Source organism: uncultured Gemmiger sp. (genome assembly GCF_934561205.1).
Taxonomy (GTDB): domain Bacteria; phylum Bacillota; class Clostridia; order Oscillospirales; family Ruminococcaceae; genus Gemmiger.
The window spans coordinates 117,787-138,457 of sequence record NZ_CAKTFU010000006.1 but is presented as its reverse complement, the minus strand read 5'-3'; the positions used below and the strand labels follow the sequence as shown (position 1 = coordinate 138,457).

Annotated in this window: 29 protein-coding genes and 1 other RNA gene; 5 read left to right on the top strand and 25 right to left on the bottom strand. The window is 57.6% G+C overall.

The window, feature by feature from the left end; all coding sequences use genetic code 11:
* Positions 1 to 48: 48 nt before the first annotated feature.
* The 5 genes from dnaX to ssrA all read left to right on the top strand — a co-directional run bounded on the left by dnaX (position 49) and on the right by ssrA (position 3,671).
* Positions 49 to 1,737: a DNA polymerase III subunit gamma/tau gene (dnaX, locus tag Q0I19_RS05850; protein WP_294759315.1), complete on the top strand. Its 1,689-nt coding sequence runs from the start codon at positions 49 to 51 to the stop codon at positions 1,735 to 1,737.
* Positions 1,738 to 1,770: 33 nt separating this feature from the next.
* A complete protein-coding gene (locus Q0I19_RS05845; protein ID WP_294759314.1) occupies positions 1,771 to 2,112 on the top strand; it encodes a YbaB/EbfC family nucleoid-associated protein in 342 nt (113 codons plus the stop codon).
* 12 nt (positions 2,113 to 2,124) lie between these two features.
* On the top strand, positions 2,125 to 2,721 hold the full coding sequence (gene recR / locus Q0I19_RS05840) for a recombination mediator RecR (protein WP_294759313.1): 597 nt from the start codon (positions 2,125 to 2,127) through the stop codon (positions 2,719 to 2,721).
* Positions 2,722 to 2,792: 71 nt separating this feature from the next.
* Positions 2,793 to 3,260: an SsrA-binding protein SmpB gene (gene smpB / locus Q0I19_RS05835; protein WP_294759311.1), complete on the top strand. Its 468-nt coding sequence runs from the start codon at positions 2,793 to 2,795 to the stop codon at positions 3,258 to 3,260.
* A gap of 57 nt (positions 3,261 to 3,317) precedes the next feature.
* Positions 3,318 to 3,671, top strand: a transfer-messenger RNA (tmRNA) gene (ssrA, locus tag Q0I19_RS05830).
* A 124-nt stretch (positions 3,672 to 3,795) separates the two neighbouring features.
* On the opposite strand, the gene Q0I19_RS05825 is transcribed toward ssrA, so the two are convergent.
* The 25 genes from Q0I19_RS05825 to Q0I19_RS05705 form a co-directional block, all read right to left on the bottom strand.
* Positions 3,796 to 4,245 (bottom strand): phage holin family protein, encoded by a 450-nt coding sequence (locus Q0I19_RS05825; RefSeq protein ID WP_294759309.1) that lies wholly within the window; start codon positions 4,243 to 4,245, stop codon positions 3,796 to 3,798.
* Between the two features lie 11 nt (positions 4,246 to 4,256).
* The gene (locus Q0I19_RS05820; RefSeq protein ID WP_294759307.1) at positions 4,257 to 5,030 is read right to left on the bottom strand and encodes a GH25 family lysozyme; all 774 of its coding nucleotides are present in this window, start codon (positions 5,028 to 5,030) and stop codon (positions 4,257 to 4,259) included.
* An 80-nt stretch (positions 5,031 to 5,110) separates the two neighbouring features.
* Complete coding sequence (locus Q0I19_RS05815; RefSeq protein WP_294759304.1) at positions 5,111 to 5,539, bottom strand: hypothetical protein; 429 nt, start codon at positions 5,537 to 5,539, stop codon at positions 5,111 to 5,113.
* On the bottom strand, positions 5,536 to 5,973 hold the full coding sequence (locus Q0I19_RS05810; protein WP_294759302.1) for a hypothetical protein: 438 nt from the start codon (positions 5,971 to 5,973) through the stop codon (positions 5,536 to 5,538). The genes Q0I19_RS05815 and Q0I19_RS05810 overlap by 4 nt, the downstream gene beginning before the upstream one ends.
* Positions 5,966 to 6,097, bottom strand: a complete 132-nt coding sequence (locus Q0I19_RS05805; RefSeq protein WP_294759300.1) for an XkdX family protein — start codon at positions 6,095 to 6,097, stop codon at positions 5,966 to 5,968. The genes Q0I19_RS05810 and Q0I19_RS05805 overlap by 8 nt, the downstream gene beginning before the upstream one ends.
* A 1-nt stretch (position 6,098) precedes the next feature.
* Positions 6,099 to 6,527: a hypothetical protein gene (locus tag Q0I19_RS05800; RefSeq protein ID WP_294759298.1), complete on the bottom strand. Its 429-nt coding sequence runs from the start codon at positions 6,525 to 6,527 to the stop codon at positions 6,099 to 6,101.
* 1 nt (position 6,528) lies between these two features.
* Positions 6,529 to 6,888, bottom strand: a complete 360-nt coding sequence (locus Q0I19_RS05795; protein ID WP_294759296.1) for a hypothetical protein — start codon at positions 6,886 to 6,888, stop codon at positions 6,529 to 6,531.
* An 11-nt stretch (positions 6,889 to 6,899) separates the two neighbouring features.
* Positions 6,900 to 7,925, bottom strand: coding sequence for a hypothetical protein (locus Q0I19_RS05790; protein ID WP_294759295.1), 1,026 nt, complete (start codon positions 7,923 to 7,925; stop codon positions 6,900 to 6,902).
* A gap of 14 nt (positions 7,926 to 7,939) precedes the next feature.
* Positions 7,940 to 8,467 (bottom strand): hypothetical protein, encoded by a 528-nt coding sequence (locus tag Q0I19_RS05785; protein ID WP_294759294.1) that lies wholly within the window; start codon positions 8,465 to 8,467, stop codon positions 7,940 to 7,942.
* A gap of 9 nt (positions 8,468 to 8,476) precedes the next feature.
* Complete coding sequence (locus Q0I19_RS05780; RefSeq protein ID WP_294759293.1) at positions 8,477 to 9,103, bottom strand: hypothetical protein; 627 nt, start codon at positions 9,101 to 9,103, stop codon at positions 8,477 to 8,479.
* Between the two features lie 12 nt (positions 9,104 to 9,115).
* Positions 9,116 to 10,192 carry a hypothetical protein gene (locus tag Q0I19_RS05775; RefSeq protein ID WP_294759291.1) on the bottom strand — a complete coding sequence of 359 codons (1,077 nt, stop codon included), beginning with the start codon at positions 10,190 to 10,192 and terminating at the stop codon, positions 9,116 to 9,118.
* On the bottom strand, positions 10,185 to 11,057 hold the full coding sequence (locus Q0I19_RS05770) for a phage tail domain-containing protein (protein ID WP_294759289.1): 873 nt from the start codon (positions 11,055 to 11,057) through the stop codon (positions 10,185 to 10,187). Before Q0I19_RS05770 ends, Q0I19_RS05775 begins: the two co-directional genes overlap by 8 nt.
* Positions 11,058 to 11,069: 12 nt before the next feature.
* A complete protein-coding gene (locus Q0I19_RS05765) occupies positions 11,070 to 13,580 on the bottom strand; it encodes a phage tail tape measure protein (protein ID WP_294759287.1) in 2,511 nt (836 codons plus the stop codon).
* A complete protein-coding gene (locus tag Q0I19_RS05760) occupies positions 13,577 to 13,909 on the bottom strand; it encodes a DUF5361 domain-containing protein (RefSeq protein WP_294759285.1) in 333 nt (110 codons plus the stop codon). Before Q0I19_RS05760 ends, Q0I19_RS05765 begins: the two co-directional genes overlap by 4 nt.
* Positions 13,910 to 13,956: 47 nt before the next feature.
* On the bottom strand, positions 13,957 to 14,223 hold the full coding sequence (locus Q0I19_RS05755) for a hypothetical protein (RefSeq protein WP_294759283.1): 267 nt from the start codon (positions 14,221 to 14,223) through the stop codon (positions 13,957 to 13,959).
* On the bottom strand, positions 14,223 to 14,780 hold the full coding sequence (locus Q0I19_RS05750) for a phage tail protein (RefSeq protein ID WP_294759281.1): 558 nt from the start codon (positions 14,778 to 14,780) through the stop codon (positions 14,223 to 14,225). The genes Q0I19_RS05755 and Q0I19_RS05750 overlap by 1 nt, the downstream gene beginning before the upstream one ends.
* A 16-nt stretch (positions 14,781 to 14,796) precedes the next feature.
* A complete protein-coding gene (locus Q0I19_RS05745) occupies positions 14,797 to 15,132 on the bottom strand; it encodes a hypothetical protein (protein WP_294759280.1) in 336 nt (111 codons plus the stop codon).
* Complete coding sequence (locus Q0I19_RS05740) at positions 15,129 to 15,368, bottom strand: hypothetical protein (protein ID WP_294759278.1); 240 nt, start codon at positions 15,366 to 15,368, stop codon at positions 15,129 to 15,131. The genes Q0I19_RS05745 and Q0I19_RS05740 overlap by 4 nt, the downstream gene beginning before the upstream one ends.
* Positions 15,361 to 15,693: a hypothetical protein gene (locus tag Q0I19_RS05735; RefSeq protein WP_294759277.1), complete on the bottom strand. Its 333-nt coding sequence runs from the start codon at positions 15,691 to 15,693 to the stop codon at positions 15,361 to 15,363. The genes Q0I19_RS05740 and Q0I19_RS05735 overlap by 8 nt, the downstream gene beginning before the upstream one ends.
* Complete coding sequence (locus Q0I19_RS05730; protein WP_294759276.1) at positions 15,677 to 16,066, bottom strand: hypothetical protein; 390 nt, start codon at positions 16,064 to 16,066, stop codon at positions 15,677 to 15,679. The genes Q0I19_RS05735 and Q0I19_RS05730 overlap by 17 nt, the downstream gene beginning before the upstream one ends.
* Positions 16,067 to 16,079: 13 nt before the next feature.
* Positions 16,080 to 16,340: a hypothetical protein gene (locus Q0I19_RS05725; protein ID WP_294759274.1), complete on the bottom strand. Its 261-nt coding sequence runs from the start codon at positions 16,338 to 16,340 to the stop codon at positions 16,080 to 16,082.
* Between the two features lie 5 nt (positions 16,341 to 16,345).
* Positions 16,346 to 17,206 (bottom strand): phage major capsid protein, encoded by an 861-nt coding sequence (locus Q0I19_RS05720; RefSeq protein ID WP_294759272.1) that lies wholly within the window; start codon positions 17,204 to 17,206, stop codon positions 16,346 to 16,348.
* A gap of 14 nt (positions 17,207 to 17,220) precedes the next feature.
* Complete coding sequence (locus tag Q0I19_RS05715) at positions 17,221 to 17,757, bottom strand: phage scaffolding protein (RefSeq protein WP_294759270.1); 537 nt, start codon at positions 17,755 to 17,757, stop codon at positions 17,221 to 17,223.
* A gap of 297 nt (positions 17,758 to 18,054) precedes the next feature.
* Entirely contained in the window at positions 18,055 to 19,290 is a 1,236-nt protein-coding gene (locus tag Q0I19_RS05710) for a hypothetical protein (RefSeq protein ID WP_294759268.1), read from the bottom strand.
* On the bottom strand, positions 19,232 to 20,665 hold the full coding sequence (locus tag Q0I19_RS05705; RefSeq protein WP_294759266.1) for a phage portal protein: 1,434 nt from the start codon (positions 20,663 to 20,665) through the stop codon (positions 19,232 to 19,234). Before Q0I19_RS05705 ends, Q0I19_RS05710 begins: the two co-directional genes overlap by 59 nt.
* Between the last annotated feature and the right edge of the window lie 6 nt (positions 20,666 to 20,671).

The window sequence follows — 20,671 nt, the reverse complement described above, 5'->3', positions numbered from 1 at the left end:
AGCCGCGTGCTCTGCCCGCCTTTTGTATTGTATGGGAGGTATGGCATTATGTATCGCGCGTTATACCGCAAATGGCGTCCCCGCCGCTTTGCCGACGTGGTGGGGCAGACCCCCATCGTCACCGCGCTGCAAAACCAGATCGCCGCCGGGCGCATCGGTCACGCCTACCTGTTCACCGGCACGCGCGGCACCGGCAAGACCACCTGCGCCAAAATTTTTGCCAAGGCGGTCAACTGCACGGACACCTCCAGCCCCGACCCCTGCTGCGAATGCGCCGTCTGCAAGGGCATTGAGGACGGCTCCATCATGGACATTATCGAGATGGACGCCGCCTCCAACAACAGTGTGGACGACATCCGCGACCTGCGCGATGAAGTCGCGTATCTGCCCTCGGTCTGCAAATATAAAGTATATATCATCGACGAAGTTCATATGCTGTCCACAGCGGCGTTCAACGCGCTGCTCAAAACGATGGAGGAGCCGCCCGAACACGTCATCTTTATTCTGGCGACCACCGATGTGCAAAAGGTGCCTGTCACCATTTTAAGCCGCTGCCAGCGGTACGATTTTGCCCGCATCACCGCCGAGGATATCGCCGCCCGCCTGACCTATGTCGCCGGGCAGGAGAACATCGACCTTGACCCCGCCGCTGCCCGGCTCATCGGACGTCTGGCAGACGGCGCGATGCGCGATGCGCTTTCCATCCTGGACACCTGCGCCGGTGTGGACAACACCGTGGACGAAGCGCTGGTGCGCCGCATGGCGGGCGTGACCGACCGCAGCTATCTGTTTGACATCAGCGACGCCATCGCCGCGCAGAACGCCGTGGCCGCGCTGGAAAAAATCGCCGAGCTGCGCCAAAAAAGCGTGGATATGCGTCGGCTCTGCATGGAACTGGCCGGGCACTACCGCAATTTGATGCTCTGCTCTTTGCAGGGCGGCACGGCACTGCTCACGGGCATTTCTCCGGAGGAGGAAGCCGCCTACGCCGCCCGCAGCGAAACCCCGCAGACCGAGGCCGTGCGCGCTATCAATGCGTTCGGCACGGCGCTGGACAAGATGAGCCGCGGCACCGACCAGCGTATTGAGCTGGAATTGGCGGTTTTCTCGCTGACGCAGCCCGTGGTCGCCGCCCAGCCTGCCTCCGCGCAGCCCGCAGCGCCCCAGACCTTTGCTGCCGCACCGCAGGCGTTTGCCTCTGCCCCCGCGGCGCCTGCTGCGCCCGCCGTAAAGGCTGCCCCGCCGCCGCTGCAAACCACGGCAGGGGAGGAGCTGCCCCCGCCCTTGGACGACGACGAGCCGCCCTTCCTGCAGCCGGAGCTGCGCCCCGCACCCCCGACACCCTCTGCGCCGCCGCCCGCCGCCAAGCCTGCCGCGCGCAGACCTGCCCCCAAACAGGCAGGACCGCTGCAGCCGTTCCCGCAATGGACAAATGTCTTGCAGGAGTTGGAGGAAACCGACGCCATGCTGATTTCTTTCCTGCGCGGCACCAAGGCGTACTACGACGGCACCCGCGTGCTGTTTGAGTGCAGCGATGCCTTCCGCGATTACGCCCGCAGCAACAAAGAGGTCAACAAAAAGCTGAAAGAGGCCATCTATAAGGTATCGCACATCAAGTGCGGCATCGGCCCCTACGAGCCGCCCAAGGCAGAGACTGCCCACGGCGCACCCGATTTAGAGGATACGCTGCGCACCATGCAGTCCATGGGCGTAACGATTCAAATTGATGATAAATAACGTTCTGTCGCAAAGACAGCAGGAGGAACACCTATGAAAGCAAGAATGCCCCAGGGCTTCGGCCGTCCCGACCCCAACGCCATGATGCGCCAGGTCCAGAAAATGCAGGAGAACATCCGCGCCAAGCAGGAGGAGCTGGAAGCCAAGGAATACACCGGCACCGCCAGCGGCGAGATGGTCAGCGTGACGATGAACGGCAAGCACGAGGTCGTGGCTGTCAGCATCAAACCCGAGGCCGTTGACCCCGATGACATCGAGATGCTGGAGGATCTGATCGCCGCCGCCGTCAACAGTGCGGTTTCTGCCGTGGACAAGGACTCCGAGGAAGAAATGTCCAAGCTGACCGGCGGGCTGAACATCCCCGGCCTGGGCTAAGGAGACCTCGCTATGCAGCAAAATGCCGATCCGCTGGAAAATCTGGCCGACCAGTTTGCCCGGTTTCCCGGTGTAGGGCGCAAAAGCGCCATGCGCATGGCGTATCAGGTCATGGCCATGCCCAACGACCAGGCCATGGAGCTTGCCAAGGCGATCGAGTGCGCCAAGACCCAGCTGCGCCGCTGCCGTATCTGCCAGGATTACACCGGCGGGGAAGTGTGCAAAATTTGCGCCTCGCAAAAGCGTGACCGCAGCGTCATCTGCGTGGTCGAAAAGCCCCGCGATGTAAAATCCATCGAGCGCACGCACGAATTTAACGGTCTGTACCATGTCCTGCACGGGCTGATCTCTCCCATTGACGGCGTGACCGCCGACCAGCTTTGCGTAAAAGAGCTGCTGGCTCGCCTGAACGACACCGTCAAGGAGGTCATTATGGCAACCAGCCCCACGGTCGAGGGCGAGGCAACGGCGATGTACCTGGCCAAGCTCATCAAGCCCCTGGGCATCAAGACCACGCGCCTTGCCTACGGCCTGCCGGTGGGTTCCAGCCTGGAATTTGCCGACGAGACCACGCTGTACCGCGCCCTGCAGGGTCGCGGGGAGCTGTGACCCCTTGACTTTTGCACACGGCCGCGTTATAATCTGGGAACAGTTGCGATACTGCAAGGGAGGTGCATTTTGTGGCTGAGGAAAAATCCGGCAAAAAGTTGATTGCCCAAAACCGCGAAGTGCGCCACGAATACTTTGTGGTCGAGGCGCTGGAAACCGGCATTGCGCTGGTCGGCACCGAGGTAAAAAGCCTGCGCGCCGGCGGCGTGAACCTGAAGGATTCCTGGGCGGACATCGAGGACGGCGAGCTGATCGCCAAGGGCATTCACATCAGCCCGTATGAGCAGGGGAACATCTTCAACAAAGACCCCCTACGTCCGCGCAAGCTGCTGGCACACAAGGCGGAAATTCGCCGTCTGGGGCAGCAGATCAAGCTGCAGGGCTACACGCTGGTACCGCTTTCGATGTACTTCAAGCAGGGGCGCGTCAAGGTGGAGTTGGGGCTTTGCAAGGGCAAAAAGCTGTACGACAAGCGCGCCTCGGCTGCGGCGCGTGATGCCAAGCGCGACATTGACCGCGCACTGAAAACGCAGCGATAAATCGTAAAATTTCGTTTACGTTATCTTTCCCGGCGGGTTTGCGCCCGCCGAATATGCGGGGCTGTAATGGTTTCGACGGGGGGAGAAAGGCGTGAGCAGCGGGTCGTGGCGGTGCACCACGTTAAAAGCGCCAAACTAAAATTAACTGACAACGATTATTCTGTTGCCGTCGCTGCCTAATTAGGCGCGACCGTCTTGCCTGCATTAGTACCGTGCAGGGTCAAGGCGTCGATTAGGTACTGAACATGCACGGGCCTGAGCTTGGCAGCCCGTCAGGTATTTACGAAGCTACCAAGGCGTAGTGCGTGCGTATTCGCCCGCGCCAAGGGAAATTTAATAAACACGCTGCACCCGGAGATACTCTAACCGATTTCCTTTCGGACATGGGTTCGACTCCCATCAGCTCCACCAGAAAAAAGCGCGTAGATTCGTCCGAGTCTACGCACTTTTTATATGTAAGTACACTTTTTAGTACACACCCGTTTTCACCGTACACAAAAAGCGGGCTGTCCGACATGGGACAGCCCGCTTTTGCTTATTCCTTATTTACAATTTTCTGTCCGGCAGCCAGTGCGTCCAGCAGGGGTTTGGGCACCGGGGCGCCAAGCGCAGCAGCGTTTTCGGCAATGGATCCAAGTTCCGTAAAGATATACCACACCAATACCATGGGCAGCAACAGGGTATTGACCTGCCATTCAATTCCCGGCAGGTTTGCTACCGTTACACCCAAAACGGCATCGGTCAAGGCAGCAATCAGCACCACCAGGATCATGCCGAACTTGTGCCAGATGCCGCCTCTTGCCACAGCGCTGGACCAGTTTCCGCGTTTGCAGGCAGCAGCCGAGCCAGACAGCCAGTCCAGTGCCATGCAGACGACCCAAGCCACTGTAAGCCACCCCAGCCAGCCGAATGCTGCCGTAAATGCACCGCAAACGGCAGCAATAGCAGCCTTTACCAGAAGGAAAATGTTGTTCTGATTTTGCATAGCTACTCCTTTCATCCTCTTGTTACATGCAGGCGTTTTTCCTCACACAAAGCCTTCAGCTCTTCCTTATCTTTGCCTGTGGCCTGGGCAATGGTGAAAGGGCCATCGGCGGCCCAGAGACTATCGTCTGCAGTATTGGGTGCAGCCGTGGCGGGCTTTGCCTTGCCGTAACCATTCAGCCCAGCGCCCTTGATGATGGCGGGGTAATCCTTGTAGGCGTAGTTCATATCACAACGACCACTCACACCAGGCACACTTCCGCTGGAACTATACTGCCACATGCCGTGCGTACCCTTGTACCCGCAAGCGGCGGCATAGTGGGCAATCCAGAGGTCGTAGTTTGCAAGGCGGTTCATGTCCAACTCGGTGCGGCTGTAATACAGGTAGGTGTATACCATTGCGTAGCAGCCCCAGCCCTCGATGGTTTTCACGGCATACTCCACCAAATCAGTCAGCGCGGCCTTGCTCAGGGGCTTGAGCAGGTTATCTTCGACATCCACCACAACGGGGAACTCGAACTTCTTTCCCGTGATTGCCTTTTTCAGCAGTGCAAGCTCTTTGTCGGCGTAGACTTTATCCTTCGCGTAGGTGTAGTAATATACACCTACCGGGATTCCCAGCCGCTTGCATTCGGCGTAGTTTTTTTCAAAGAACGGGTCGATGTATAACCCCGTGCGGTTGGTGGACACGGCTTTCAGCATGGCAAACTTCACGCCGCCCGCCTTAGCCTTTGCCCAGTCGATGGTGCCTTGGTATTTGCTTGTGTCAATTCCGAAAATTTTCATAGGTACTTCCTTTCTTTCAATAATATAATACAGCAAGATGATTTTCTCCGCGCAGTGCTGCCACAGATAACCAGGAAACATCATTTCGTCTTGATAATTGGGTTGTATTCTCTTGTTATATAGCAAATGAAGAAATAACCCTTTTTTTCAAAGTTTGATGGTGTTCGCAATGTTCCATCTGGGTAAAGCCATGCACTTCCAATGGTATTTCCTTCTTCATCGCAACAACTTGCAATCGCATATCCCCAAATGGGTTTCGGTAGTCCTTTCACGATAAAGCCCTTTTTTAAGGGATTCTCGCTAGACAACACCATATAAGCAGAAACGACGTTTCCCGCAACATATACAGATTTATCATTTATTGTAATGCCACTTGCGTAGGGGGCTATTTTCGAGCTTATATCGAACACGCAGTTCAAAGCCTCTCCCACCGCCTTGGCGTCTGCGGGGCAACCTTCCTGCGTTAGCGTGGCATCCGTCAGCGGCGCGGGGTACATAAAATTACTCATGCTGCCACCCCGCTTTGTCTGCGCTTACGCGGTACGTTTCCAGATGTACACTGCCAAATAGGGGGGGTGGTGTTATGTGGCTTATCGCCGCCGGTGGCGGAAGTTTTCATGGAAGGTATTATCTCAGGCCAGCTAAACATAACGGACGACTCTTCAAAAGGCAGATATCTGCCTTTTGAAGTTCCGCTTTTATTGCCAATGCGTTGATAATGTGCATGGCTCGGAAGTTCATCAACAGCCAGCTTGTGTTCAAACTCGCCGCCCGTGCTGCCTGCCGTGTGCGTGTCACCCGCACCGAGCAGGAATTTTTCCTTGATGCGCTCCCACGTTCCACCGAAAAGCCTTGCGGGGTCGGTGGCGTTGACGCTCATGTAAATGCTGCCCACGGGGTAGATATCATCCACCGTAAGCGCAGCACTCATAAAATTACTCATTGTTTGCCCCCTCCACAATCTCCTTATACTGCTCGTCGGTAATCAGCCCTTTGGCGGCGGCTTGCGCCACCATGGCCTCCGTCCACCAGCCCTTTTCATGCCAGTGCTTGATTTTCTCGTACATATCAGCCCTCCTCCGGCAGCATTGTGTCGGTCATCATCGCCGTGTAGGTCACCTGCGCGTTCAGTTTGTCGGCGGCATCGCGGCGGGCTGCTTCTTCCTTGGCGGCTTGCTCAGCAGCTTTGGCTTCGGCTTCGGCGGCAGCTTTTTCGGCTTCGGCTTTGGCGGCAATTTCCGCAAGCTCCGCCTCGGTGTAGGGCACATACCGCTGCACTTCTTCATATTCGTCGTAGGCTGCCTGCGCCGTGGTGGTGATTTCCTGCCGCAGCCCATCGGGGCAGTCGGAGGTGATGGTATCCGCCATCACCTCATACCGCACGGATGCGGGTACAGCGTCGTGATGCACCGTCACGCGCTGCGCGGTTTCCAGCTTGCCGCGCGTCAGGTCAGGGTTTTGCAGCTCAGTTTCCAATGCTTCATCATAAATTTTCATATTACACCTCCAAGTACCACGTCACGTCCAGGTCGCAGCCCGGCTTGGTGTCGGCGGTGATTTTTACCGTGATGTTGCTTGCAGTCACCACAAACTCCGCCTTTGCGCGGGCAATATAGCCAAGATTGCGGCGTTTCGTGGCATCGGTAGCGGCGTTTCCGGTCTGCGTCGTCAGCGGCGGCAGCACGTTTTTTATCGTGAATGCCCCACTGTTGGCAACGGTTTTGCTCTGCGTGTACTTGCCGTCTGCCGATGCCCAGCCATCAACAGTAAAGGTGGCGGAAACCGTGCGGTACAGCCTGCCGCGCAGTCCGGCAGAGTAATCTGCCAGATTTCCCTTATCTACATAGGGATTGGGCATGAGCTACCTCCTTACACTTGGGCGAGAATTTCCTCAATATCGGCGTTGGAGAGCGTCGCGATTTTGGTGGCGCTGTCACCCACCAGCTCCAGCTTGCCGTCGATGAGCATGTACTCATCATACAGGTTGCTGCCACTGCCGTCGGACTTTTTCACCATATAAATCACGTTGTCCTTGGCGGCGGATGCTTCCGGCAAGGCGGTAACGATGCTCTTGGTGATATGGCCGGCTGCTGCGATCTGCTGCCCGACATATGTGGTCGTGGCGTAGGTGGATGCAGCGCCGAAAGCGTCCAGCTTCTTCTTGTCAGCAGCTGCCATCAGACCGTTGGCGCTCTGGGTGGCAGGGCTATATGTGGTGTCCTTACCGGGGATGCCCAACGCGGTAATGTCAGCTTTTGCAACGGCGGTTGCAGCAGAAACATGGCCGGTAGCGTCCACCGTAACCTTGTACAGACCGGCGTCTTTTGCCGTGTAGGCAGGGTGGGTGTACTTGTTGGCGCCTTCCGCGATGCCGTCCAGCTTCTTCTTGTCGGCAGCTGTCATCAGGCCGTTGGCGCTCTGGGTGGCAGGGTTATAGGTAGTGTCCTTGGGTACGGCAAAGGTGCCGTCGGCCTTGAAGAATTTCTCCTGGTCGCCGGCAGCGGGGGCGGGGACATAACCCGCCGTGCCTGCCGCGCTGGAAGTCGCGCCCTTAAACGGCGTCCAGGTGTTGGTATCCTGGCCGGGGATGCCCAGCGCGGTGATGTCATCCTTTGCGACGGCGGTTGCATCGGTAACGTGGCCCTGCGCGTCCACCGTCACCTTATACAGCCCCGCGGTTTTTGCTGTGTGGGTGGGGTGGGTATACTTGTTCGCACCCGCCGCAATTCCCGCCAGCTTGGTTTTCTCGGCGGCGGTGTAGTCGTTGGTGGACAGGCCCTTGCCCTCCACCTTGTCCACCTTTTTGTCGAGCAAGGCGTTGATTTTGGTCAGCATCCCCTTCAATGCGTACAGGAGGCCGTTACCGTCGATGAGTTTGTTCATGTCTACTGCCATTGTGTTTTCTCCTCTCAAAGCATGTTTATAATTTCCTGGATTTCCAGGTTGCTTAACGTTTCTGCAGTTCCGGCGTCGCCCTTGGGTCCGGGCGGGCCGATAAACTTGCCGCTGTCAGCGTCATCGCGCACACTCTGCGCGGTTTTTTCGGCGCTGTTTGCGGCGGCCAGAATTTGCTGTGTCAGACTGGGTGTCAGGTCGGCAGGCGGGTCGCCTCCGACAGGTGCGTGGTTGTCCACTCGGTAGCGCACTCCGCAACTGCATCGCCTTACGCCATCCTGATATCCGATAACAATCAATTCGCCCACACCGCCTACGGCCGTAGCCTCCGGCGGAACATCGGCGGCATCCTCGGCATCGATGCGCACCTGCACCGGATCCGCGCCGCGGGGCGGGTGGAAGGTTGCGGCCAACTCCAGATTTTCCCAGCCCATTCCGCGCACAAAGCGCAGACGTTCCACGCCGTAGCTTTCCGCCGTGCCCAGACAAAAGGGTGTTTCGGTGCGCGCCGCATACTCGATAAGTTCGATTTTGTGTTCCATGAATTCTCCTTACACCAGGCTTAATACCTCCTCCAGATCGGCACCTGTCATCACCGGCAGCTTGTCCTGTTCCAACGTGTCCAGCTCCGCCGAGATTTTTTCCAGAAACGATGCAAATCCAGCCTGCATCACGCTTGTGTCCACGCTATCCAGCGTATCGCGCATCAAGCCGCAATATTGCGGATCCATACGCAGGTCCACCACGTTGTCGGCGGTGACCTTGTCTGCACCTTTTGGGCGTGTGATGCGGTAGAGGAACACTTCCTCGTAGTTCTCATTGCGCCGCAGCTCCGGCAGCGCCGGGCTGTTGCCGGGCAAACCGTCCCGTACAGTCATTGACACGGAGTTGGCGTTCTTATCGTACACCAGCGATACCGCATCCCACCGGGGGAAACTGCCGTCCGCATTGCTGAGTTCCAATACGGTATTTTGCAACCGGTAGGCAAAGGCTGCCCAGTAGTCACCGGGTCGAATGCAGCACACCCCCGGACCGATGGTCAGGGTGTTATCTCCGTTGGTTGTTGCTGCAAAATCGGTGCTGTGCAAAAGTCCCCGGCTGCGCGCCGCATATGCAGCGCCCAGAGCCTCGGCCGTGTACTCTTTGTTGTCAAGCGGCCAGCAGGTCAATTCCGTCAAGGTCCATCCCTCCTAAAAAATAAAATTGTCCAGCACAGGGTTTCGTGTGCGGACACCGTTTTCATAAATCAGGCAGACGGCGGTCACCTGTGCCGTTGCAGCCAGCCCCAGTTCTTCGATTCGGAGGGGAACACGATCTCCCAAATTGTAGTCCTCGCCGTAGCGCATCGTTGTATCGGCTGCCGTGCATTTCAGTTCTCGGGTACTCATATGGGCGGTCAACGCAGCGCGGGCATAGTTTTGCAGCACCGTTTGATATTCAGCTTCGCTGTAAACCGCCTCTGCCGTGGTGCCGTCCGTGCTTTGCACGGTGTGCCTGTGTGTCACGCTGCTGCCATCCACCCATAGTTCCCGCCGGGCGTTTCCGGTGGCTGCCAGATCGCCCACCTCGCAAAAATAGCGGGTAAAGCTGTCACCCTCGGCAGGGGGTTCCCCGCCGCAGAGAATCACGTTGGCATAGTTGCTGGTATCCTCTGTGTAGACCGCACCGGTCAGATTTTGCATCCGGGTAGAAAAGTATCCGTTATATAACTCCGTACCCGGCGCACTGCGATTTTTGCCCTGCGTAAGCTCCAATGTTTCGGTAGCCGATGCAGGATCAAACCTCATACGCACCCCAAAACCGCCCGCCTTGGCGAGCTGTACAGCGGCGGTGCAGCAATCCTGCCATGCGATAGTTTCGGAACAAGGTGCCGTAAATCCGACACCCTGCGGAATCTCCACCGCCAGACCGCGAAGATTTTCCCGGCAGATCCTCAGCAAGGCAGAAGCTGCCTCCGTCACGGCATAGGTTCCCCTTGCTACCCGCGCCGTCAGTCGGCAAAGGGAAAATTTTCCCCGCACCGTCAGCTTGCAGGCGTTCCCGTCCGCCTCCACCGCCAGCACCAACGCAGCCTGTCCCGGTGTATCCGGGTTATACAGCAGCGCGTCCGGCACCAAAAGGGCGCGGTTTTCGGCGGTGGCAGCACACACCAGTTTAAACTCGCCCGCATTGCAAAAGGCGGGTTTCCATTGCAGACTTGTGATGTTTTCAACAAGGCCTGCCCGTTCGGCGTTGTGATAGACGATCAGTTTAAGCGCGTTACACACCGCTTGCCACCCCCTTGGGTGCCACTATGACAGCCGTCAGGTTCTCGCGTCCCTCATCTGCTGTCAAGCGCAGGATATTGTCGCCCGGAAGCAGCGTCATCCAGAGGTCGCTGTCAATATCCAGCAGACGGAAGCCGTTGCTTGCAGAATTTTCCGGCGTATAACAGCGGCATCCGCGCTCGCCGTCCAGCGTGGAGATTTCTGCCCGTTCTCCCGCCCGCATCTCGGTTTGCAGGCGGATAAACGTCCGTGTTTGGCTGTTCCAGAGCATGGGATTTTTCACGCGTGCCGCTGCGCGCAGTTGCAGCGTAAATGCTGTTTCGGTGTTACCATCGTTGCGCACGGATGTATACAAATCATTTTTGTACCGACTTATGGCAAACCGCCCGGCTGTAGATACTGTCGTAGGAAACCACGTCGGCTGCAACCCGCCCAGCAACGTTCGCGCTGTTTCCACGGTGCGCCAGTAGGGGTAGGCTGCGTTCAGCCTGCATTGGAAGTTCAGCAGATGCTCCCCGCCGCTTACATCCGGCGTAAAGGCAGGCACAACATCCAGATACCACGTTGTTCCGCCCACGGTCTTGCACCATTTCAGCGCCGCCCCCGGCGCAACCAACCTCTTCAGAATCGCTTCGTTGCTGTCAAAATTCCGCACGATTGCACCTGTTACGGTGATACTGCGATCCCCGATCGACTGCCCTGTGCGTGTCTTGCCTATCTGTCCGCTGGACTGCACCGCAGCAAGCTCAATGGCAAGCCCATCATCCCCGGAAAGATTGGTCAGCCAAAAGTCGCTGTCAGCCGCCAGCCGTATGCTGCGCCCGCTTTCTGCCTGCAGCGTGTATACCGGCACAGTACGCGCCATGAGTCCACCTCCTTAATACAGCCCCCACTTCATACGCTGCGCCATATCCTCAGCTTGCCGGCACAGTTCGGATTCCGACAGGCTGTCGTGTGTGTTGAACGTATTGTTTTGCTGGTACACCACAGCGGGGCTTACCTGCCAATCTGCCGCTGCCATACGGCGGTTGCTGTCCAGCACGCCGGCAACCTGCATCTGTACCGGCGCTGTGGCTGCCCCGCTCAAAGCATTTACAGCATCCTCTACGCGCCACAGATTGGACGTAATGCCAAGCGCCATACCGGCGGGAATCATCTTGCCGATTTCATCCCGGAACAAACGGGAAGGGGAGTGGATGCCCAAGGTACGCTTGGCGGCATTCAGCGCGCTTTTGGCGGCATTGGCCGCCGCGGACACCAACCCGCCTATAGCAGAGCCGATGCCCCCGATAATGCCGTTTATGATATTTGCGCCAACGCCCGTCCATTCACCGCTGACAAAGGCACGAACCATATTGCTCACAGCGTTCTTTGCAATGGCAATCATTTTGCCCGGCAGAGCTGCCAATGCACCCAGAACGGAGGAAAGGATCTGACTTGCCGCACTGCGCACCGCCCCCGCCATACCGGAAATGCCGCTGCCCATCATACGAATCGCGCTGCTTCCCAAATTGGCAAGGGTTTGCGGCAGGTGGCTGACCGCCGCGTTCACAACGCGAAAGATATTTTGTCCCGCACTGCGCACAGCCCCCGCCATACCGGAAATGCCACTGCCCATCATACGAATCGCGCTGCTTCCCAAATCAGCAAGGGTTTGCGGCAGGCGGCTGACCGCCTCGTTCACGACGCGAAAGATATTTTGTCCCGCGTTGCGCAGCGCCCCCATCATAGAGGTAATGCCGTCCTTCAGCAGGGTCATAATGTTTTTTCCGAGGTCCAGCCAGTTGAATGCCGTAAACACATCCACAATCGCCTGTATGATCTGCGGAAGGTTGGATACCAGAGCCAGAACCGCGTTCCACAGTCCCTTGCCCAGCGTGATAATCAGCCGCACGCCCGCCTTCAAGAGCTTAGGTGCGTTGTCATTGATGACACCCGCCAAATCAGACACGATCCCCGGCAGATAGGCAATCACCGTGGGCATCCCGTCGGCGAGTCCCTGCGCCATATGGAGGATAAACGCAATACCCGCATCGACCAGCTGCCCGGCGTTTGCACGCAGACCTGCAGCAATATCCGAGGCAAGCGGCAGCGCCTTTTCCAGTAAAGCAGGAATGCCTTTTACCAAACCATCCCCCAGGCGTCCCAGCATGGCAAGCCCCGCCTGCAAAAGCTGCGGTCCCACGCGGGAGGATAGATCTTTGAACACGGCGCCCAGACCCTCTGCCAGCCCGGCAAAGCCGTCCCTCTGTACGCTTTCAGACAGGGTTTGCAGGTAACCGCCCGCCTTGTCCACTGCCAGCCCCAGACGGTCGCTGACGCTCTCATACAGTGCTGTACCCAGATTCTGCGCGTTGGTTTTCACAAGCTCCATCTTGTGCGCCATGGTGTTTGTCATCGTTTCGTAGGCGGTTTGCGTTGCGTGGGAATCCGCCTGCATCTGCGCCAACACTTCATTGAACTTGTCCGCGCCGGAGTTTGCAATACTCAAAGCGCCGGTACCCGCCTCCACGCTGGACCACAGGGCTGCAAACTGTGTGGCGTCACCGCCCACGCTGTCGTACAGCACCTGCAGCACATCGCCCAGACTTTTGCCGCTTGCATTCAGTTCGGCAAAGCTCTGCCCTGTTTGCGCCTGCAGAATTTTGCCGACGGTAGAACCGGTGCTTCCCAGCTCGTTCAGCATGGATTTGGTGTAGGTCGTTGCTTCTGCGGTAGCAATACCGTTGGCTGTTAATACCGCAAGCCCGCCGGACAGGTTTTCCATGCTGACGTTGTAGGCTGCCGCCAGCGGTATCACTCTGCCCATACTGGACGCCAGCTCGTTTACACTGGTCTTGCCCAAGTTCTGGGTCGTCAGCAGTACATCCGAGATGTGGTCGGCCTGGTCTGCCTCCAGCCCGTAGGCATTCAATGCAGTGGTCAGGATATCAACCGCCGATGCGCTGGACGTAAAGCCCGCCTGTGCCAGCATAGCCGCTTGCCCCGCAAAGGCAACCGCATTCCCGGTGTCCTGACCGGCGCTGATCGCTTGGTAGGCAGCCTCGGCGATGTCACCGGCGGCAATGCCCATACTGCCTGACACATCCAAAATCTGACCGCGCAGGCTTTCCAGCGGCACGGCTGCCGTGTCGGCAATGGTGCCCACTTTTGCCACTGCGGTTTCAAACTCACTGCCACCGGTAAATGCCGATTGCAGCATCTTGCCGACACCGGCAGCCGCAAGGACCTTGCCCAGCGTGCCAACCAACGCACGCCCCAGCGATTGTCCGGAGCTATGCCCGGCTGCTGTGGCTTCGCCGCCCAGCGCCTCGCTGATTTTCCCGCTTATCCCCTCAGCAGAGGGAATGATTTGTACATAAGCGCCGGCAAGCTCTGCCTTGCTCATAGCGTATCCTCCTTCAAAATCCTCGCCCGCGCTGCCTCGTAGGCGGCTCCGTCCGCAAAGGCCGTGGTCTGCCGCGCAGGTACATTGCCAAGCAGAGTCTGCAAAACCGAATTCGGGCGGTTTCGCCCATACTGACTGTCCTTGGTTTTCAGCCACACCAACAGCTGCAGGGCATCCGTCATGGCACCTCGCAGGATCGTGTCCACCGTGGTCACAGCTCCGCTCAGTGCCATGGCGGCGCGGCTGTTATCGCGCAGCCCGGCAGCAAGGGTTGCCGCCAAGGGCAACCCCAGCGCACGCCAGTCCAGCACATGGTAGGTTTCCGCCATATCGCATATAAGCGCATCCGGCACCCTTGCAGCATACCGGGCGAGGGTCAGGAGTTTTTTGCCCGCTGCCCGCCCTGCATGATTTCCAGCAATTCGGCAGCTGTTTCCTTCACCGGCACGTTGCCCTGTTCCGTGCGCAGATGGTCATACAGCTTTTGTTTCATCTCACTGCCCAGCAGCAGGTCCACCGCGCGCGGCAGTTGGGTTCCGTCCCCCTTGTCGATGCCCACCAGCGCATCCAGCAGCTCCATGTTGTCAAGACGGCTTTCCGGGATGCAGTAAACAAACCCGCTTTTTGTTTTGCCTGTCAGCATCACTTGCCGCCTTTCTTGATGTACTCATAATGGGTGTTGCCCGCGGCATCGGCCGTTGCGCTGATGGTAATGCCGTACCCCAGTGCCTCATCGTCCTTGTAAACGATGTCCTCGATCTCCGTGATTTTGGCACAGGGAATGACCACGCGCTTGACCGTATCCCCGTTCAGAATCGTTTCTACGATCCAAGCGCAGTCCTTCTGCTCCTCGCTGTTTGCCTTTACGGTAATGCCGGTGTCCAGCGTGCCGGTCACATTGTCATCGCCGTAGACGGTTTTCAGCACCTCGGGATTCAGCGCCTCGATCAGCGCGAACTGGAAGGTATCGTCCTTTTCAGTCTGATAATTGTGTACGGTGTCACCGCCCCACGCCTTGATTTTGTCGCTTTCCGGGGAGTTAGAGTTCGTCAGCCCCTCCTCGCTGATATAGCCAAGCGCCTTGAACGCCTCGTTCAGCTCGGCGGTAGCATCGGTGGGCAGCACGGTACCCAACGGCGCACGGTATACCGCACCGCCCACCTTGGGCTTGCTGACCGTAACCAATTTTGCATCTGCCATAGAAAAAACCTCGCTTTCAGTAATACGTCACCTCAAACACTGCCTGATAGCGGTAGCGTTTTGCGGCGGTATCGGTAAAATTGTAGTCGCGCAGCAATTTGCAGGCACCTATGCCGTCCAATTCCGGCAGAGCAGCCATTGCCTGCACCACTTTCTCGTTCAGTTGGGCAGCCTGCAGCAGGCTGCTGCCGTAACTCTGCACGGCAATGTTGGCTTTTCGGATATAGTTGCTGCAGCCGGAGCCTGTTTTTTCCACCACAAGAAAAGTGCCGGGCGGTTTGCTCGGCACTTCCATGGCAGTGGCAACATTCAGGCGGCTGTCCAAAAATTCCAGTACGGCATCCTCAATCATCCCAGTGCTTTCTCCAGTGTATTGTTGCGGTGGTTATCCCGCCGCGCCTTAGCCGTTTCGGGCCAGACTCTGGCGTTTACGCGGTTCTGACCTACATAACTGTCGGTTTCGTACCCGGCACCGCAGCGGTCGGCAATTTCTTGGGCGCGCGCTGTCAGCAGCTCCTGCATTTCACCGCTTTTCAGCAGACTGCGCACACCGGCGCGGTTCAGCTTGATTTTCACGATCTTACTCATATCGTTCCACCATCACTTTTTTGTTCCAACGCAGCGGCAGCATAGCCTCCATGCCTTGGATCACCCCGCCATAGGTGCGGAACCGCTGCCCGAAAAACTCCACCTCGGCATTGTCCCAATTGTGGTCGTCGCCTTTTGGAATTCCCAGAACATAGACCAGATGTCTGCCGTTCAGCTGCAGCTCTGTCACGATCTGCGCTGCGTCCGGCTCGCCCACCAGAACGTCCGGCACAGTGACCGGCGTTTCCTCGTATACAGGGGCATGAAAGGCATCCTGCCCGACTTTGCGCTTTTCATACAGGGTCACTTCAACGCCACGGATCATACTGCTGCACCTCCAGAAAGCTGCCTGCCCCGATGCGATCACCTGCACCCAACAGCCGTTTTTCGGTCTTGGAAAGATACAGCTCACCGCTGCTGCCGCCGCTCAGGGTCCAGCTTTGGCTATACCCCAGCGCCGATGCAGACCCTTGGGTTGCGCCCATGGGGTACAGCGGTGCGCTCTCGCCCATACCGTCCCCCAGCACGCGGCGCACCATACGGCAGGACACCAGCCGCTTGCGCTCGTTTTCAGCATCGGCGCGGCAGGCATCGATCAGGATTGCTGCCTCCTCCAGCATGGCGGCGCAGCGTTCCCGTTCCTCATCGCTCAGGCGGCGGAACCCGTCTGCCACCTCCTGTACAGTGGCATATCCCATAGGTCAGCCCTCCTCAGCGCTTTTTGGCAGGCGCCGTCTTTTTTGCGGCAGTCCTTGCCGCCGGTTTTGCCGGCTGGGCAGGCTTGCCGGCAGGGGAGGGTGCCGCCTGCGGGGGTTCCTCCGCCTTTTCCTGCGCAGGCGTGGGTTCTTCTGCCTTTTCCTGCACGGGCGCAGGTTTTTCCGCCAGATGATGCCCTGCCGTCAGGTACTCCTCGCAGCGCCTCTCGTCCACATACATAACCGTCCCGGTCAGCGCATGGATCATCTTTACCATAGCGCTCACGCTTTCGTCAGCTTGTTGAAGCTGTCGGTATCGCAGCGGAATCCCACCGCAATTTCGGCACGCACGGCAAACATACCCTGCTCAAACAGGTTGATGGTCGTGTCGCCATCGGTCAGCGTTGCCTGATCGGAAAGGCTGATCTTGACACCCTCCACGGTGCCGTACACCGCCTGCGTCCAGTCACCGCCGAAGCCGACCACATTGGGAGTGCCTGCCACAAAGGCGCCCTTGCTCTGGCGCACCGGCGCCCCCAGAACCATAGGAATTGCGCCCTCCGCAACCGAGTTGATAAACAGCGGACGCTTGGTGTCATCCACCGCATTCAGCAGCACCGCCTTGCCCTTGGGGGACAGCGCCCATCCGTTCAGAATGCCGTCGTGGTCGGCAACGTCGGCGTCTGCCGCCACCAGACCACTGTACGCATTGGTGCCGATCTCCTGCGCAGTGCAGGCTTTCAGGGTGTCAAAGTCGGCACCGGGTGCCTCCGCACCGCCGAAAACCGTCTGGTCAAACTTTTTTGCCAGAGCGCCGGGCATACGCTGCACAATGGCATCGTACAGGGTAGGCAGATCGCGCTTGAACTCGTTGGAGAACGGCACGATGACGCTGAGGTTGTAGGGGATCATCGTCTTTTTGCTCAGCTTGGCGCGCTTGACGGGACTCTTGGCGGTTTCACCCGTCCAGTTGGCTTCGGGGTCACCCAGAATCACCGGGATGGTTACGCCAAGACCGGGCAGGGGAATGGCTCTTGCCAGCCCCATAACCGCGCTGGATTCCTGCGTTTTCTGCCAGATTTCGGAGGACACCGCACCCGGCAGGGAAATAGAAGTGGAACGATTCATTTCGATAACAGACATACTTAAACTCTCCTTTACTGGAACATCTGCCCCGCCCATGCCGCAAACAGGTCACGGGTGGAGCCGGTGGGTTTGTTGGCGGGTTCGCCGCCGTCTTTTACGTTGGGATAGCCTGCTGCGGCAGCGTCAAACGCCCATGCCTTTTCCTTCGCAAGTCCCTCTACCGCTGCCTTAATATCGGCGGTACGGTCCTTGCTGGCTTTCAGCGCCGGCACATCCAGCATCCCGCGGATGGCTTGTACATCCCTGCCCTTGGCATCGCGGATGGCACCATCCAGCGCGCTGTCAAAGGCAAAATCATCCGCTTGAACTGCCAGCTTGTTCTGCAGCTGGGTGATTTGTCCCTTCAGGTCCGCAACATCCACCCCCTCAAAGGCTTTCAGCCCTTCCTGGGCGGTGTTCAGCTGACCGGTCAGCTCGGTGACCTTTGTCTGCAGCGTGGCGGCTTTGGTCTTTTCGGCGGTGACGTCCCTGCCGTTTTCGCCCATCAGCCAGTCAAGCTGGTCATCGGTAATGCCGGGGATCTTTGCTTTTACATCCTCACGTTTCATAAAAGTCCTTTCTGCCTGCGCTTTGTTGACACGGGTCGCATCCGCTCTGGCTGTACAGTTTTACGCCGTGCCGGGCAAATTTTGGGTATAAAAATTGCCCGCCCCGGCTTCATGCGGCCGAAGGTGGGCATAAAAAAACCACGGTGCGTTTGCATCGTGGTTAAAAGGGTCTGTTAATTAGTTGTCACTATCGTTTTGAGCCGATTCAGAATATCTCTTTTTTGCTTCCTCGAACATTTTTTCGATATAGGCCAAACCTTCCTCCCTAGAAAGCTCCTCGCCATCCAACATATTCTATCAGCTCCTTTCTATACCGTAAGTATAGCCGTTTTTCAAAAAGCTGTCAATAGCACCATCCAATTTTGTATCCGTTGCACCGCAATATTTTGTCAATTCTGCAAAGGCTTTGTCGAAGTCGAATCTCTCGTTTTTTGTGATTGTCCAAACCTTACCTTGATTTGTCACAATAGACATTGTTCGTATTGGAGGGTTCGTCAAGAACATTGCAACGTCTTGCAGCGAGAAATAGCTCTGTCCCGGGTGGTTATGGCACAACATAATGCTTTTTTTGGGCTTGCTTCGCAACCAGTGGTACGATGCCGCATCTGCCTCTACACTGACAGAAACCTGGTCACCCTTTACAAAATCCAGTTTTTCTTTGGTTGTCAAATCGATCAGACAAGCAACCTCGTTGCTGTCGTTCTGCTTCTGGGCAAACTGCAGCAGTTCCTTGTGGGTTTCCTGTATAAAAAATGCCGTTTGGTCATCTACTCCATTTGGAGTAACCAACGGCACTTTCTGTATGGCAATGTCTGTAATGGCAACTTTCTTTCCGCGGTTCTTCTGCCGCAGCGCATACGCCGCCCGTTTCTGGGCGTTGATGCGCTCACGGTTCTTGGCGTAGTCTATGCGGCGCATGGCATTGATGTCGCCGTCCGCCTCACGATATCGGCGCAGGTACTTTTCCGGGTCGTAGCCCGCCACATCGGCGCTGCTGTTGAACCGCACCGCAAACTCACAGTCACAGTTGGCATGAATGTGTTCGGCGTGTCCGCCCTTTCCTGTCGCTTTACTGGCTCTCTGCCAGCCGTTGGAAGCAAGCATAATGCAAAACGGGCAGCTGTCCCCGTGGGGTATCCACGCAAATTCGGCGTGATCCCGCCGGGCATTTTGCAGGGTCGTATCGGCTCCTGCCTGTTTCACCAGCCTGCACACGCCCTGCTGCAGCTGCGGCGGGCTTGCCTTTGTGGCTTGCACCATCTGTGCCACCTCGCTGTACCCGGCAGGCTCTGCGGGTACAGCAGCCGGCACAGCGGCGTGCTGCAATTCCGCCATGGCATCATACATCTGGCAGGCAAGCTCGGCGCTGCCCTCGCCGTATTTGGTTACCAATGCGTTCGCGTAGGCAATCAGTGCCTTCGTATCATCGGTACCGTGGGCAGCGATGTAGTCTGCCATTTGCTGCCCGGCTTTTTTATTCAGCCCCGCCAGCCGCTTGATGTACGCTTCCCATGTTTTCTCCGATATTCTCATTTTCAACCTCTAACAGCACCTGCTGCCCGCGCACCCGCTGTTCCTGCGCCTTGATGCGCAGGATGTCCGCCTGATCAAAACCGATCATCTCCAAAAAGGTATCCGTGCTGGAAAATTCCGGTCTGGCGGAAGCAATTTTTATGGCGGCATCCGCTGTCACGGCCACGCTCGGCATGGCAGGGTTTTTAAAATGCGCCACAATGTCGCTTTCCTGCTCTGTCAGTTCCTGCAGGGTCACGCTGCGCGCAACTGCCTGCGCCATCCGGGCGATGGTCCGCAGTGCATCACCGTTCCCGGTATTAAGCTGCTGTGCCATCAATACCAGTGTCTGGCTCTGTGCCAAAATGGCATCGCTCGATGTTGGGTTGGCGTCATTCACCACGCCCACATCGGTCACCGTCAAGCCGGTGGCTGCCGCAAATTGGGTGGCGGTCATCCGCATCTTTTCCACATGGGGTGTCAGGCTTCCCTGTGCCAACTGCCCAAAAACCGGGTTTTCACCGGTTTCCGGGTTGCTGGTAGCTGCCAGCAGACTGCCCATATAGGTTTTGAACTTGCTGGAAACCACCGCGTCATACTGCTCATCCGTTACGCCCAGCAGATATTTTTGGGGTGTCGTGTCAAACTCCAACGCCACGGCGGCATTGGCAGCAGTGCGGATATAATCATCGATCAGGGCGCGGACGGATTTCTTCAGGCGGCTTCGTCCAAACGGTTTGTCGCTGGTGGCGTTCCAAATCATCGGCTCCATCAGTGGGCGTCCCATACGGTGGGTATGCCGTTCGGCTGTCCATGTGCCGTCTGCCCGCCGCAGAACCACCACCTCCTCATCGGTGTACAGGTTCACAAGCCCCGGCACCCAACGATCCTTCAGCTGTTCGTCCGGCACCGTATCAATGATGGCCAGCCCGCAGTCAATGCGCCCCTTGTCGCCGTTCCACAGGGCGGCAGCGGTAGCAGGGCTGTGAAAACGGATGCGGCAGCCGATGGCATCATCGGCAGACAGGGTGGCGAACACACAGCCGTATTTCAGCTCATCCCGGCACGCCTTGGCATATTCGGCAATCAGTCGGTTGTCCGCCACCAGCTTGGTCAGGGCTTCGTTATCCCGCCCCATAAAGCCGTCGAACATACTTCTTGCCGCCAGTACATCCACCGTTTTTTGTCCCCAGCTGCAGCCGACCTCCAGACGTTTTAACCCCTGCGGCAGGGCAATGCCCAAATTCACATCGTTCAGTGTGATATGCCCCTCATAGTAGCGCTCCTTTGTGCGGTTGCCGCTTTGATGGGCGTTGAACACATCGCTCAGCGCCAAAAGGGAGATCTGCTCGGTTTTGCTCAGACCGGGTACAATGCCGAAATTCAGTTGTGTCATAGGGTT

Bases quoted from the DNA above. Each gene is read 5' to 3' on its own strand.
- dnaX (WP_294759315.1), top strand. From the start codon at position 49: ATGTATCGCGCGTTATACCGCAAATGGCGTCCCCGCCGCTTTGCCGAC.
- Q0I19_RS05845 (WP_294759314.1), top strand. From the start codon at position 1,771: ATGAAAGCAAGAATGCCCCAGGGCTTCGGCCGTCCCGACCCCAACGCC.
- recR (WP_294759313.1), top strand. From the start codon at position 2,125: ATGCAGCAAAATGCCGATCCGCTGGAAAATCTGGCCGACCAGTTTGCC.
- Q0I19_RS05825 (WP_294759309.1), bottom strand. From the start codon at position 4,245: ATGCAAAATCAGAACAACATTTTCCTTCTGGTAAAGGCTGCTATTGCT.
- Q0I19_RS05820 (WP_294759307.1), bottom strand. From the start codon at position 5,030: ATGAAAATTTTCGGAATTGACACAAGCAAATACCAAGGCACCATCGAC.
- Q0I19_RS05815 (WP_294759304.1), bottom strand. From the start codon at position 5,539: ATGAGTAATTTTATGTACCCCGCGCCGCTGACGGATGCCACGCTAACG.
- Q0I19_RS05810 (WP_294759302.1), bottom strand. From the start codon at position 5,973: ATGAGTAATTTTATGAGTGCTGCGCTTACGGTGGATGATATCTACCCC.
- Q0I19_RS05805 (WP_294759300.1), bottom strand. From the start codon at position 6,097: ATGTACGAGAAAATCAAGCACTGGCATGAAAAGGGCTGGTGGACGGAG.
- Q0I19_RS05800 (WP_294759298.1), bottom strand. From the start codon at position 6,527: ATGAAAATTTATGATGAAGCATTGGAAACTGAGCTGCAAAACCCTGAC.
- Q0I19_RS05795 (WP_294759296.1), bottom strand. From the start codon at position 6,888: ATGCCCAATCCCTATGTAGATAAGGGAAATCTGGCAGATTACTCTGCC.
- Q0I19_RS05790 (WP_294759295.1), bottom strand. From the start codon at position 7,925: ATGGCAGTAGACATGAACAAACTCATCGACGGTAACGGCCTCCTGTAC.
- Q0I19_RS05785 (WP_294759294.1), bottom strand. From the start codon at position 8,467: ATGGAACACAAAATCGAACTTATCGAGTATGCGGCGCGCACCGAAACA.
- Q0I19_RS05770 (WP_294759289.1), bottom strand. From the start codon at position 11,057: ATGGCGCGTACTGTGCCGGTATACACGCTGCAGGCAGAAAGCGGGCGC.
- Q0I19_RS05765 (WP_294759287.1), bottom strand. From the start codon at position 13,580: ATGAGCAAGGCAGAGCTTGCCGGCGCTTATGTACAAATCATTCCCTCT.
- Q0I19_RS05760 (WP_294759285.1), bottom strand. From the start codon at position 13,909: ATGGCGGAAACCTACCATGTGCTGGACTGGCGTGCGCTGGGGTTGCCC.
- Q0I19_RS05755 (WP_294759283.1), bottom strand. From the start codon at position 14,223: ATGCTGACAGGCAAAACAAAAAGCGGGTTTGTTTACTGCATCCCGGAA.
- Q0I19_RS05750 (WP_294759281.1), bottom strand. From the start codon at position 14,780: ATGGCAGATGCAAAATTGGTTACGGTCAGCAAGCCCAAGGTGGGCGGT.
- Q0I19_RS05745 (WP_294759280.1), bottom strand. From the start codon at position 15,132: ATGATTGAGGATGCCGTACTGGAATTTTTGGACAGCCGCCTGAATGTT.
- Q0I19_RS05740 (WP_294759278.1), bottom strand. From the start codon at position 15,368: ATGAGTAAGATCGTGAAAATCAAGCTGAACCGCGCCGGTGTGCGCAGT.
- Q0I19_RS05735 (WP_294759277.1), bottom strand. From the start codon at position 15,693: ATGATCCGTGGCGTTGAAGTGACCCTGTATGAAAAGCGCAAAGTCGGG.
- Q0I19_RS05730 (WP_294759276.1), bottom strand. From the start codon at position 16,066: ATGGGATATGCCACTGTACAGGAGGTGGCAGACGGGTTCCGCCGCCTG.
- Q0I19_RS05725 (WP_294759274.1), bottom strand. From the start codon at position 16,340: ATGGTAAAGATGATCCATGCGCTGACCGGGACGGTTATGTATGTGGAC.
- Q0I19_RS05720 (WP_294759272.1), bottom strand. From the start codon at position 17,206: ATGTCTGTTATCGAAATGAATCGTTCCACTTCTATTTCCCTGCCGGGT.
- Q0I19_RS05715 (WP_294759270.1), bottom strand. From the start codon at position 17,757: ATGAAACGTGAGGATGTAAAAGCAAAGATCCCCGGCATTACCGATGAC.
- Q0I19_RS05710 (WP_294759268.1), bottom strand. From the start codon at position 19,290: ATGAGAATATCGGAGAAAACATGGGAAGCGTACATCAAGCGGCTGGCG.
- Q0I19_RS05705 (WP_294759266.1), bottom strand. From the start codon at position 20,665: ATGACACAACTGAATTTCGGCATTGTACCCGGTCTGAGCAAAACCGAG.